Here is a 13186-nt window from a genome sequence, read left to right as displayed (position 1 = left end):
TTAACTCCTAATAATTTCTTCTGGTTTTAATATTGATAAGTTAGGAAATAACAATTCAGTATTTTGGAAATTTTTGAGATTGTGAGTGGCAATAATTTGAGCATTGCCAGCAACGACTAATTCAATTAAGTGATTGTCAGCTTCGTCTTTTAAATTAGGTCGCCATAAAGAATAAATATAAACCCATTGACTTACGCTCATCAATGATGCAAGTAAAGCAAAAATTTCTTCAGTAGTTAAAGGGCGCGATGTTTACGCCTACGCACTCTGAGCAACTATGTCCCATGAGCGATGTCTACGACGGGCTACGCCTACGCATTTTTGATGATGGGGTGATGTGGGCGATCGCATTCCTGTGAGGTTGATGCGGGCGATAGCGTTCGCGGAGCGTGTGCTTTGCACTCAGCACTGCTGCTTTCCGCAGATCGCAATTTTAATGATGGGGTGATGTAAGCGATGGCGTTCCGCCCAGCGTAGCTGATCGCACTTGTTTGTTTACGAAAGCCTTAAATTGCACTTAACTTGCTAAAGTTGCCTAGTGTAAATACGGAATACTCGGCAGACTGTAATCATGCAACAATTACATCTCACTTTACAAAAAACTCTGTATGTGCGTAATCAGACTTGGTTTTGATTTGTACAGATGTGAAGAGTGCGATCAAAATACTTGTATAAGGAGTAAAAGATGGCTATTGGTTTAGATGTTGGACTCGATGTACTTGGAATTGCTGGAGCGATCGCATCTAGTGTTAATGCTGATCGAGACCGTGAAGGATTCGTAAAGGGTCTAATGGAAGAAGCTTATTTTAAAGCTGGGAAAAATCATAATGTGATGGTTTTTAATTTGAGCCAAAACTATGATGAAAACTTCAAGGGAGTTAAATTTTTTGCTAAGACTAATTATAACGGTATTACTTACGGTATTTGGGCTTTTGAAAGTGGTGATTTTACCAACAAAGGCGATGGGGGATGGATTAACTGGGCTTTCAAAGGTCAGTTTGACAGAAATGGTAGCTATGTAAAATTCCGCTAATTTATAGACAGTAGTTAGGAATATTAAGGCATGGCATCTAATGGTTCATGCCTTTCTAGAGTCCATCTTGCGATTGCATTATTCATATTCAGATAAATAGGCGATCGCATTCTTCGCAAATATGCCACATAAGCCTTTGTCCTGTTGGTGATAGTGGGCGATCGCACTCTGAGCAACTGTGTCCAATGGGCGAGCACAATTCTGGTGATGGGGTTGATATAGGCGATAGCGTTCCGCCCAGCGTAGCTGATCGCTCTCATTTGTTTACGAGAGCCTTAATTTGAAATTAACTTGCTAAACTTGCCTTGTGTGAGTGGGGAAAAGTACGCATACTGAAGTTATGCAACAAAGTTATCGCACTTTATAAATAGCTTTTTATATTTGTAAATTGTGTAATTCTACGAGAAATCACAACAGAAGACTGAGGATGCAAAATATGTCTATAGGTAAAAATTTAGAAAGTGGCATGAATTATGACTGGAAAAAACAAGAATTTTTATGGAAGCAATATTCTCTTTGGATAGACCTTTATAAGTTTTATTTAGATAGTGCTTTTAAAGCAAATGCATTCTTTTATGCTGTTACAGGTAGTATTATTACATTTTATTTTGCAAATCCAAATAAACAATATATAAAATATTCTTTATTACTACCTGCTGTTATGAGTGGTGGTTTTTTATATATTGCTCTATATGGTATACATACTTTTGAGATTGCAAAGAAAGAAGTTGATTTATTAGCAATTCAACTTACATTAAAAGAGTATCCTGACCTTAATGTATTGACAATAGTACTGTATGTTTTTGCAATAATTTTCTTGATAGTATTTATATCAATGTTTATTCTGGTATTTGGATCATTTAAGCAGTAAAAATACAAATAAAAAGTAATTTATATGCTACTTTACTCCAAGTATTAACAGTAAAAACCTGACTATTAATTAGTATAAACCCAAGAAAAATTCATGGTTTGTATTTCAAAAGCAATTGTATATGTTTGGAAACACAATGTCTTGAACTTTGACCTTGGTCATGCTTCTCTAAGTATAAGAGGTGCGGATGGTAGTTCCTCTTATTTGAGTTTTTGGCCAAATACAAGTCGTAAAAAGGATCTCCAACATCTGTGGAAAAGTTCTGATCCTTACATACCAAAGAATTACCCTGAAGATTGTACAAAAATTACAAGACCCGCAGATGAAATTATTAATATTCCCAACTTACTAAATCCCAACAAATATAGCATTGATTCTTATACAACCGCTTGGGAGAAACAAAAGTGGGATATAACAAGCAGCAACTGTTGTTATACCGTTATTGATAACCTTAAGGATATGTCAGGAATTTCACCTCCTCAACCTCAGTCCTGGCACGGTATTTATACCCCAAAGGATGTAATAAAATATGCTGAAATGATTCGTTTACATGCTTTAAAGAGGGATTTAGGTATACATGGAAACGTGAGTTATGAGATTATAGACCCTCACGTAGAGATTACAGTCGATAAGCTTATAAATAATCGAAACAGTGGAACTAGTAAAACTCTCAGGCTTATATTTTGGGCTACCGAAAGCCCTTTTGACGGAAAAGAGATTGACAAGGGTCATATATTTGCTGAAACACGATTTGATCCACTCAAAGGAGGCTGGAATTATTATGATATTAAACATACTGTTACTTATTGTAGACCACCCAGAGGAAAATATTATGTTTTAGTAACCTTAAATGAGGATAATGAAAATGGCAAATGGCCAATTTATGATTGGGTCTATTTTGATAATAAGCTATACTGCGATTAGCAATTTATCTAATAACTCTTCTCGCTGTGATCCTGAATTAAATAATCTATAAGCTATATATTCTTTCGCTGAATGCTAAACAAATTAAGTTGAACATAAACTAATTTAGAAAAACCCCTAAAATGTCCAGAATTAAGCCTACACTTATCTTCTCACATAAGTATAATATTCATTTTTTTGGAATTGAGAAGCTACATCCATTTGATGGATGTAAGTATGGACGAGCATGGAAAGAACTTAAAAATATATTTGGTGAAAACTTAGATAATTGGACAAAATGCCCAGAAAGAGAAGTCTCATCCAATGAATTATCTACTGTTCATACCAAGATATACTTGTCTGAATTAATCACAAATTCTCAGTATCTTTCTAAAGCTCTTGAAATACCCCCCTTAGCACTTGTTCCTTATAAACTGATTGATAGAACTGTTCTATCTCCTATGCGTTTAGCAACAAGGGGAACTATTATGGCAGCAGAAGCCGCATTAGAAGATGGAATCTCTGTTAATTTATCTGGTGGATATCATCATGCAAGCAGGAAAAAAGGTGAGGGATTTTGTATTTATTCAGATATTGGTGTTGCTGTTTATGAACTTAGACAAAGCGGAAAGATAAAATCTGATGATAAAGTTCTTATGATTGATTTAGATGCCCATCAAGGCAACGGTATTGCAAGGATATTTGATGAAGATAAAAGTGTTTTTATTTTTGATATGTATAACAAAGATATCTATCCCAAAGATTTATGGGCAAGGAAAAGAATAAATACTGATATTCCTCTTAATTATGGTACGAAGGACTCTGTATACATTGATAACTTAAAGAGGGAACTGCCTTTATTTCTAAAGAATCAAAGAGATGCAAAAATTGCTTTCTATAATGCTGGTACTGATATTTATGAAAAAGATCCTTTAGGCAAGTTGAGCATATCTAAGCAAGGAGTGTTAGAGCGAGATAAATTTGTTTTGAATAGTCTGATTGATTTTGGGATTCCATGTGCTATGGTCTTAGGCGGTGGATACACAAAAGAAAGCTACGAATTAGTAGTTGACAGTATTTGCTATATATTGAAGACATGGGCTGACAAATAGTTGAGTTACTGTCTTCAAAAACAGTGAGAAAGGGCAATCTAATTTGAAACTCGATACTAGAGTTTATAACTTAAGTTCAAAGTAGAGCTTTTTGGATTTACTTCCCCATATTTTATCCTCACCAATCAACCGAAATCCACGTTTTTGGTAAAGAATTTGTGCAACTGCTTCATCGGGAGAGTTTGATGTGTATAGCCGTAAGAACTGTTTACCTTCTGCTCGTGCCTTTTCAATGGAAAAATCAACTAATTTACTTCCAATTCCTTGACCACGAACAGTAGGCGATACACATGTCCAGGCGAGCCAGTATGCTTCATGTATATCTTTTAGATATCCATACAATCCTGTAGTTCCTATTACTCTCTTGCAATCTTCATCTACCGCAACCCAATAGCGTACTTCGGTAATTTCTAGTATCCTAAAAATAATTTTTGTAATTGTACTATTTTTTCTTAGGCTCAACGGAAATGCCAACGTAGCTCTTTCAAATAGTGTCTGGCTTGGAAAAACTTTATTAATTAGATTAATCGCTTCATCGAGCGTCGCATATGAAAGAGGTTCAATGTGCATTCTTCTTTCTCTCGTGATTGTAAAATAAGGGTTCTATCGTACTTGTAATGCTAAATCACCAGTCTGAAAGAGGGAACAGGGAATAGGGAAAGGGAACAGGGTAAAGAGTCAATATTTTGTAATAATGTTCAAAATTATGGCTTATTTTGTATGTAGATAAAGCTTTCCGAGATTTTTTTGGCTTGATTTTGCATATTTATTTAGGTACTGAAGAACCAAAATAAGCGTCTCTTGTTGCAGTCGGTTGGAGGTATTATAGCGGTTCTCAGTTTTATGGGCATTGATTACTTTCTGGCGCAGGCCACACAAGTAAGGTTTCATTCCAATTCCAGAGGTACTTAAATGTTAATACAATAAAACTTACCCCCTACCTTCCACAGCCCCCAAAGCCCAAAGAGCCGATCGCTGTGCTGCTGTTAACCCAGTCACCCCCCTGATGTTCATCCCTTCATAAAGGCGATCAACCTTCAGGGTTTTCATGCACTCAGCTGTTTCCACATTCCAAAACTTAATTCCCTCATCTTCACTAGTATGAACCAAGATATTACCAACAGAATTAAAGCAAACAGAACATACTCCACTACTATGAGTATTCAACACTTTTAAACAGGTAAAGTTATTGATATCCCATAAGCAAATTGTTTGATCAGAACTGGCGGATGCCAAGATACAACCATCTGGACTAAAACTGACTGACCATACAGTAGAAGTATGTCCTGGCAACACTTTTACGCAAGTAAAGTTACTGGTATCCCATAATCGAATTGAGTGATCAACACTACCACTAGCGAGCATTTTACCATCAGGACTAAAACTCACTGACCAGACTGCATCAGTGTGACCTGACAAAGTTGTTATGGATTTACCTTCAGAGACATCCCACAACTTAACCAAGTAGTCCGCACTACCTGTAGCTAAAGTATTGCCATCTGGACTAAAGCTAACTGACCAGATTTCAGCCGTGTGACCTACTAATGTTGTTATACATTTCTGCTTATAAATATCCCACAGTTTCACGCTCTTGTCTCTACTAGCACTAGCTAAGGTTTGACCATCTGGACTAAAGCTAACTGATGTTACTCCACCACTATGACCATATAAGGTTGTAATACAATCACCAGAAATAACATCCCACAGCTTAATGCTTTTGTCATCACTGCCACTCGCTAAAATATTACCATCTGGACTAAAGCTAATTGACCATACCCAATCTGTGTGACCTTGTAAAATTTTAGTAGAGTACGCAGATGCAATATCCCATAGCCGAACCAAACCATCAAAACTACCTGTCGCCAACAGACAATTATCAGGGTTAAAACTGACCAAATGCGCCCCACTGGAATGACCCTGTAAAGTTCTCACGCACACACCTTTACTTACATCCCAAAAACGCACGCTGGAATCCCTACTAGCACTAAATAAGGTTTGACCATCTGGACTAAAAATAGCTGAGTACACTTCACTGGTATGTCCGTGGAAAATTTTAAAACACGTACCTTGCAGCACATTCCACAACCTCACACTGGAGTCATTACCACCTGAAGCAATAGTTTGACCATCTGAACTAAAGCAAACTGACCATACCCAATCTTGATGACCGTGAAATATTCTTACGCACACACCTTTAATCACATCCCATAACCGAACAGAGTGGTCACTACTCCCACTGGCAAGAGTTTTACCATCTGGACTGAAACGAACCGAGCATACCCTACCATCATGACCTTGCAAAGTTTTTATACAGATGCCTGTACTGATATTCCACAAACGGATATCGCAATCATCACTACCACTGGCTAGGATAGAAGCATCTAGATTAAACCTGACTGAACATACCCAACTAGTATGACCGTACAGTATTTTGAGGCACTGGCCTAGACGGACATCCCACAAACAAATTAAAGTGTCTTGACTACCACTAGCTATACTTTGACCATCCGGACTAAAGCTGACAGACCAAACAATGCCTGTATGTTTATCTAAAGTTTTTAGGCAATTTCCTGTGTTTGTATCCCACAATTTAACGAATCCATCATGACCACCAGTTGCCAGGGTTTGCCCATCTGGACTAAAGGCGACTGTCCAAACCACACCTTCATGTCCTTTAAATGTCAACAAGTTTTTTCTATCTGCCATTTGCCACAAATGAATCTGCCCATTAATATCACCTGTAGCCAACAGTGTTCCATCTGGACTCAAGTCCAGTGAAAAAATACTCTTCAAGCTTGTAGCAAATACAGACTTATCAAAAGTAGTATTTTGAAAATTTACTCCAGCTAAATTAACACTTTTTAATTCAGCTTGCCTAATGATCAAATTTGAAAAATCATACCCCTGTAAATTTACTTGCAAATGCGCTAACAAGTTAAGGACATTGCCCCCAGCATATCCAGCTAGTATTGCAGTTTGATGTCTTTGCAGCTCTAGTACATCTTGCAATAAAATTACCAACTTTTTTTGAGAGCCTATCTCTAGCAACAATTGCTCAAGTAAGGGTTGCACAATTAATTGCTTTTGTGTCTCTCGGATGTAGTCTTTGGCTGTTGCCTTAATCAAAGTATGGGTTTGAAGTAAGCCTAGAGAAACAGACTTTTCTGCCACTAATTCTTGATAAATCTCTTCAATCAATCGCTGGATCACATATTCCATCACCACTGGTTGCAGGAAGAAATGCTCGCCGCTTGCTTCAATTAATGAACATCGTAGTAGAGATTTAATTGCTAACGGTAATTGACGTTTGGAAGCAGATGTGACAATATCTTCAGCTAACTGGGCAATGGATACTGGCTCTCGATTGATTGCCAGCCAATACATTACCTCTTTTTCTACCACTGATAACCGTTGGAATTGGCATTTTAACAAGTCACCAATATCTTCAAAAATTGGGATTCCCTGTTCCACATACTGCAAAACAGGGGTAATCCTACCATTGAACAGCTCTTTGGTTCCGGCGGCAACCATTTTTAGTGCTAGGGGATTCCCCCCATAATGGTCGATGAGTATTTGCCATTCTCGCTCTGTACCAGTGAATTGTCCTTTGTTCTGAAACAACTCTTGTCCTGCGGTAGACTCCAATCCTTTTAATGGCAAAGATTTTACTTTTGTTCTGTCTCCTTCTAGCAGTGCTATTTCTTGGGGTTTTTCTCTGGAAGTTAGCAAAACACAACTAGTATGAGGGACTTCACCAATGCATTTGATTAATTGACTATATCCCTCATAGCCAGGGCGATATTTTCCTGCTTGACTACCACAAAGAATTGTCTCAACATTGTCTAATATCAGCAGACATCGGTGCGATCGCAAACATTCCATTAGCTTTGACAGTTTTTCATCAAAACTTTCAGGTACTACCATTTCTTTTCGCAGCGCCCACAGCAAAAATTGCAGTATATTTGTCAATTGCTCCTTTACTGGTGGTGCATTTTGCAGGCTGCGCCACACTACCACTTCAAATTCACTTTGAATTTGCAATCCTAACTTAACGGCTAAAGTGCTTTTACCAATGCCACCAATTCCCAATAACGCAACTAAACGACATCTTTCTTCTAATATCCAATGTCGTAGCTTTAATAATTCTTCACTGCGACCATAAAATACAGATACATCTGGGGCTTCTTGCCAGTCATACTGCGGATTCATGTGTCGGATTTCTAAATCGTCAGGGGGGCTGGGTCGGGTATAATCACTGTTGCCTAATTCCAAACCAAAGGTAGCAAAGGCAGAGTGTAACGAACTTTTATCTACGGGTTCCAAACGCCCCAGTATTCTAGATATTGTATGCAGGGATAAACATATGCGATCGCCTAGTTCTTCTAAAGAAAAGCTATCTCCAGCATTTTTTTCCCATTCTGCTTGAGCTTTAGCAGCCTGAAGTTTATCCCAGCCTTTGAGTGTCAAAATGACACCTCGGTTGCGACGAGTTTTTTGCTGTTTCATTGGTTCGACTATATTGAATTAACAAAACTATCTGCAAACTTCAATTCACAGCAGTTTCTCCCCCCGTTCAATTCACTAGCCGAATGTACTTCACTAGCTAACCATTGATCGATTAAATCCATCACCATGTGACTCATCTTCAACCCACACCCAACACCAGATGTCTGAAACTGGTTGTGGCGATCGCCTGTAATAAAGTACATAACAATTAGTCTAAGTAGTGTCTATACAAAGCTACAAATGTACAGAGCAGGATTCCAGACTGATATTAGCAGTCTCAGTAAATTTACGATAGTAGTTATGCTTAGGCAAATTTCAATTTTTTAAATAATATACTTGCTGTTTCCTTCATCTGGTTGGCTCACAGCATTTACAAGCAATTTTTCATTAAAATATATTCAGCTATCTGAAAACTGCCATCACCCCTCACCAGTATTGATGAGGGGTATATGTAGCCAACTTTTATGACAGCTTTTGCAAATATTCTTCTAGAGCCTGATTCACTAGATTAGTCATGGGCTGGCCTTGACTGGTAGCAGCAGCCTTTAACTTCTCGTAAATGTCATCATGAAGACTGATACGATGGCGGGATCTACTAGGAGAACGCTTAGGCTGAGTAGCTTGAGGAGTGAAGCTTCCTGGCTCGTAATTGCTAGCAAATTCACGCAGAGCATCAAAACCCAGGCGATCGCAAAAATCACCAAAGCTTTCACCAGAATTCCGCGATTTATTAAAATAAACAAAAATCGGCTCTAGGAAGCTCTCTATGTCGTTATCGTGTAACCGCTCAGTATAAGGTTGCGCCAAGCGTGTCTGATCTGGCGAACCTCCCAGCCACACTTGGTAAGATTCGGGGCCACTACCGACAAAACCCAATTCTGCCATGTAGGGACGAGCGCAACCATTAGGACAGCCTGTCATCCTTACCACAAAATGCTCATCTTGTAAACCCAGTTTATCTAGCAGGGTGCGGATTCTTTGTAAAATCCCCGGTATTGCCCGTTCTGATTCGGTGATAGCCAAACCGCAGGTAGGCAAAGCCGGACAAGCCATTGCATAACGTACTAGAGGTTCAATGGTGTTGGGGTCAGAAACGACACCGCAACGGTTGAGAATTTGTTGAATGGCTGGCTGAATATCTGGCGCAATGTCGTAAAAAATGATGTTGTGGTGGGGTGTCAAGCGCATGGGTAAGTTAAATTGCTCAACAATTTCCCGTAAGGCGGTTTTCAGTTGAAATGTACCTTCATCCTTAACTCGACCATTATCAACAGAAATGCCTAAAAATAGCTGGCCGTCGCCTTGTTCTTGCCAACCAAGGAAGTCTTGATATTTAAACTCTGGTAATGGTTGAAACGGTGCAACTGATTTCCCGAAATATTCCTCAACCTGGGAACGGAATTTATCTACACCCCAATCGTTGATTAAATATTTTAATCTGGCATGACGACGGTCAGTGCGATCGCCATAATCTCTCTGAGTAGCAACAATGGCTTTGACTAAGTTGTAGACATCATCTTTGTCCACATAGCAAATTTCATCGGCTAATCTGGCAAAGGTTTCTTCTTTATTGTGGGTTCTACCTAAACCGCCACCAGCAAAAACATTAAATCCTGATAATTCTCCCTGTTGATTGGTAATTACTACCAGAGTCAAGTCTTGGGTATATAAATCAACGGAATTATCACCAGGTACAGTCACGCAAACCTTGAACTTGCGGGGCATATAGTGAGTACCATAAATTGGTTCCTCACTGTCATGGATAATTGTGCCAGTGCCATTACGCTGACGCGCGGCTTTCACCTCTGGGCTTTCTTCTGCACTAATTACCTTTTCGCCATCTAACCAAATTTCGTAATATGCCCCTGTTTGCGGTGTCAGTAAGTCAGCAATATTATTAGCATATTCCCAAGCATACTGGTACTCTGGGCGATTCTTAAAGGGCGCGGGTGGTGCCATGACGTTACGGTTGAGGTCACCGCAAGCACCCAAAGTCGAACCCATATTTTGCACTATAGTAGCGATCGCAGCTTTCAGATTCTTTTTTAAAATCCCGTGCAATTGAAACCCCTGTCGGGTAGTGACGCGCAACGTGTGGTTGCCAAATTCATCGGACAAATTATCTAAAGCCAGATATAACTGCGGCGGTACAAACCCACCAGGATTTCTCGTCCGCAGCATAAACTGGTAATCTTTTTCCTGTCCCTTTACACGATTGTCACGGTTATCTTGCTGGTAAGAACCATGAAATTTGAGAAGTTGTACCGCTTCTTCGGTAAAATGAGTAGTATCCTCAAGGATTTGCGTAGCTACAGGTTCACGTAAAAAATTACTTTTTTCCTTGATACCTTCCACTTTGGAAGGCTTATTACGATTAGCAATTGGGGCAGGAGCAGATTTAACCATCACAGTTGTATAGTATTCTCAATAAGGCATCGGTCAACGCCGAAGTTTATTTTCGGCTGAGTGATCCCCGGTAATTCGGTCGGAAATATGAGGAATACTTTAATTTTAACACGGCAAAAAGCCGGCTTCGTACGTGTTTAAACACTTAACAAAACCGGCTTGTGTAGGAAGTGGGGAGTAACGAAGAAATTTCCTCCCTGCCCCCTGCCTCTTTCCCCTAGCCTCTATCTAAACCGATAACCTAAACCACCATTAATGCTGATAGCAGAAGCCGGGCTATTTTCGTAAGCACGAAGTCCGACTTTAGCATTGGTGTAAACGAGGAAGTTATTAGCAACTTCTGATTCCACGCCAGCACCTACTACTACTGATTCTCTGTTACCCAAGGGAGTGGGTGCGCCATTGTTTTCTACGAAAGAATAACCACCAGTAATATAAGCGTTAGTGCGATTAGCAATGGGTACGTCTACGGAAATTTCTGGGATGATAGCTGTAGTCTCATTACCCCAAAGGACATTACCACGTGCAGAAAATGGTGTATTGCCTAGTTTCAACCGGCCTGTAAGATTACCACCCAAGGTCGCCGCATCACCGTCTTGTCCACCATTAGTCACGCCAGCGGCTACACCAGCACCAACATAACTAGCATCGGTACCTCTAGTTGGTTGGGCTGAAGCTTGACCGGCACTAAGAAGAATAGGAGCTACTACTAAGGAAGACAATGCAGAGATTGCCATAAAAGACTTGAGTATATTTTTCATAATTCTTGAAAAAACTTTGTGTGTTTTGCTTTATATATTAAAAGTCGAAAATAGTATAAAAAGGTTCCAGATAATTTTTCTAATTTGTCCAATGACTGTTGTTATTGATGCATAAGACTTTAAGGCTAGTAAGGTATAAGTTACATGGCAAAAGATACAGAACGTGCTGGAAAGTCTATTGTTGTCAGAGTTCTATAAGCAGTTGATGTTCTCAGCTACCTGACAAATGCTATCTAAATAAGAGATTTGCCACTAAAAAAATACCTCCCTCTCTCATACGCCATCTGTCATATATCTTGTGACTTCACAGTGGCGTAGCCCAACCTACAACAATATATTATCTTATTTAGTATTATCTAAGATGTTATATTTTCACTTTCGTATTTTCCTGTCCGGGAGTTCTAATAAAAATAGTCAGTTTATCAACTGTCACAGTCAGGAAAAGAAAATTTAGTGAATATATCACAAATGAAATACTTAATTAATACCCATTGTTCTGGTTTTTTACATAGGATGAAACAATGGGATATGGCAACTATCGCAACCAGCTTGAGGGTGGAATCTATAAGGTTAAATTTTGGTAATTTTCATGGAGATTGAATAATGCTAACCGCTGCAAAAACGTTGTCTGCTTTGATGGGTTTATGTGTCGGTGATGCGTTGGGTGTGCCAGTTGAGTTTACTAGCCGCGCTGAGAGAGTTAAGTCTCCGGTGACAACAATGCTAGGTTATGGCACATGGAATCAACCGCCGGGAACTTGGTCTGATGATAGTTCACTGACTTTTTGTTTGGCAGAAAGCCTTTGTAGAGGATATTCCTTAGACACCATAGCCAATTCCTTTTGGCGTTGGTATAAGCAAGCTTATTGGACTCCCCGTGGCGATTTGTTTGATATTGGCCCCACTACCCATGCAGCAATTATGCGCCTGAAACAAGGAGTTGTACCACATCAGGCAGGAGGTAAGGTAGAAGATAGTAATGGCAATGGTTCTTTAATGCGAATTTTGCCGATGGCTTATTGTCATAAAACCGTGACTTTTCCAGAATTGATGGCGCGGGTGCATGATGTATCAGCCATTACTCATGCTCATGTGCGATCGCAAATGGCCTGTGGCATTTATATTAGTATTGCAGTCGCCTTATTGGCAGGGGCTAGTCTCCAAGCAGCTTATTTACAAGGGTTAGAAAAAATCCAGTCTATTTATTCTGCGCGGGAATATCTTTTGGAGAGGCGGCATTTTGGCAGGATATTTAGTGGCGAAATAGCCAACCTGCCCGTGGAGGAGATTAATTCTGGGGGTTATGTCATTGATACTCTAGAATCATCCCTGTGGTGTTTGTTAAATACTTCGTCTTACTCGGAAGCCGTACTCAAAGCCGTCAATTTAGGTGGAGATACAGATACCACCGCCGCAGTCACTGGAGGGTTAGCAGGCATTTACTACGGTGTGGAAAACATTCCCCCAGAATGGATGAATAAACTGGCCCGTAAACAAGACATTATAAATTTGGCAGAGCGTTTTGCAGCGGCCGTTTACCCTGAAAATTAGGAGTTAGAAATGGGGAGTTTCCTGACTCCTACTTCTAACTCCT

General features: G+C 39.5%; 12 protein-coding genes and 1 pseudogene. 5 read left to right on the top strand and 8 right to left on the bottom strand.

The genetic code is table 11. The features are described from left to right. Window positions 1-243, bottom strand: a pseudogene (locus ACM0OS_RS14075) (putative toxin-antitoxin system toxin component, PIN family); the annotation flags it as partial. A 15-nt stretch (window positions 244-258) separates the two neighbouring features. Further along, window positions 259-402, bottom strand: coding sequence for a hypothetical protein (locus tag ACM0OS_RS14070; protein WP_414543809.1), 144 nt, complete (start codon window positions 400-402; stop codon window positions 259-261). 283 nt (window positions 403-685) lie between these two features. Between ACM0OS_RS14070 and ACM0OS_RS14065 the strand changes: the two genes are divergently transcribed. Further along, window positions 686-1033, top strand: coding sequence for a hypothetical protein (locus ACM0OS_RS14065; RefSeq protein WP_414543808.1), 348 nt, complete (start codon window positions 686-688; stop codon window positions 1031-1033). Between the two features lie 23 nt (window positions 1034-1056). Here ACM0OS_RS14065 and ACM0OS_RS14060 read toward each other — a convergent pair whose 3' ends face one another. Next, window positions 1057-1293 carry a hypothetical protein gene (locus tag ACM0OS_RS14060; protein WP_414543807.1) on the bottom strand — a complete coding sequence of 79 codons (237 nt, stop codon included), beginning with the start codon at window positions 1291-1293 and terminating at the stop codon, window positions 1057-1059. Between the two features lie 176 nt (window positions 1294-1469). Here ACM0OS_RS14060 and ACM0OS_RS14055 point away from each other — a divergent pair, with 176 nt between their 5' ends. From ACM0OS_RS14055 to ACM0OS_RS14045, 3 genes are all read left to right on the top strand, one after another. Next, window positions 1470-1904, top strand: coding sequence for a hypothetical protein (locus tag ACM0OS_RS14055; protein WP_414543806.1), 435 nt, complete (start codon window positions 1470-1472; stop codon window positions 1902-1904). 93 nt (window positions 1905-1997) lie between these two features. After that, complete coding sequence (locus ACM0OS_RS14050) at window positions 1998-2828, top strand: hypothetical protein (protein ID WP_414543805.1); 831 nt, start codon at window positions 1998-2000, stop codon at window positions 2826-2828. A gap of 122 nt (window positions 2829-2950) precedes the next feature. Continuing rightward, entirely contained in the window at window positions 2951-3919 is a 969-nt protein-coding gene (locus ACM0OS_RS14045; RefSeq protein WP_414543804.1) for a histone deacetylase, read from the top strand. A gap of 63 nt (window positions 3920-3982) precedes the next feature. Here the strand turns inward: ACM0OS_RS14045 and ACM0OS_RS14040 are convergent, their stop codons facing one another. The 5 genes from ACM0OS_RS14040 to ACM0OS_RS14020 all read right to left on the bottom strand — a co-directional run bounded on the left by ACM0OS_RS14040 (window position 3983) and on the right by ACM0OS_RS14020 (window position 11592). Then, the gene (locus tag ACM0OS_RS14040) at window positions 3983-4489 is read right to left on the bottom strand and encodes a GNAT family N-acetyltransferase (RefSeq protein ID WP_414543803.1); all 507 of its coding nucleotides are present in this window, start codon (window positions 4487-4489) and stop codon (window positions 3983-3985) included. A gap of 360 nt (window positions 4490-4849) precedes the next feature. After that, window positions 4850-8425, bottom strand: coding sequence for an NB-ARC domain-containing protein (locus ACM0OS_RS14035; RefSeq protein WP_414543802.1), 3576 nt, complete (start codon window positions 8423-8425; stop codon window positions 4850-4852). Between the two features lie 8 nt (window positions 8426-8433). Next, window positions 8434-8628 carry a hypothetical protein gene (locus tag ACM0OS_RS14030; RefSeq protein ID WP_414543801.1) on the bottom strand — a complete coding sequence of 65 codons (195 nt, stop codon included), beginning with the start codon at window positions 8626-8628 and terminating at the stop codon, window positions 8434-8436. A gap of 259 nt (window positions 8629-8887) precedes the next feature. Beyond that, a complete protein-coding gene (gene sir / locus ACM0OS_RS14025) occupies window positions 8888-10831 on the bottom strand; it encodes a sulfite reductase, ferredoxin dependent (protein WP_414543800.1) in 1944 nt (647 codons plus the stop codon). A 224-nt stretch (window positions 10832-11055) separates the two neighbouring features. Further along, on the bottom strand, window positions 11056-11592 hold the full coding sequence (locus ACM0OS_RS14020; RefSeq protein ID WP_414543799.1) for a hypothetical protein: 537 nt from the start codon (window positions 11590-11592) through the stop codon (window positions 11056-11058). A gap of 603 nt (window positions 11593-12195) precedes the next feature. On the opposite strand from ACM0OS_RS14020, the gene ACM0OS_RS14015 reads away from it, so the two are divergent. Continuing rightward, on the top strand, window positions 12196-13143 hold the full coding sequence (locus ACM0OS_RS14015) for an ADP-ribosylglycohydrolase family protein (RefSeq protein WP_414543798.1): 948 nt from the start codon (window positions 12196-12198) through the stop codon (window positions 13141-13143). The last annotated feature ends 43 nt before the right edge of the window (window positions 13144-13186 follow it).

It is taken from the genome of Nostoc sp. CCY0012 (assembly GCF_963920855.1).
GTDB lineage: Bacteria > Cyanobacteriota > Cyanobacteriia > Cyanobacteriales > Nostocaceae > Cyanocohniella.
This window is presented reverse-complemented; position numbering and strand designations above follow the sequence as displayed.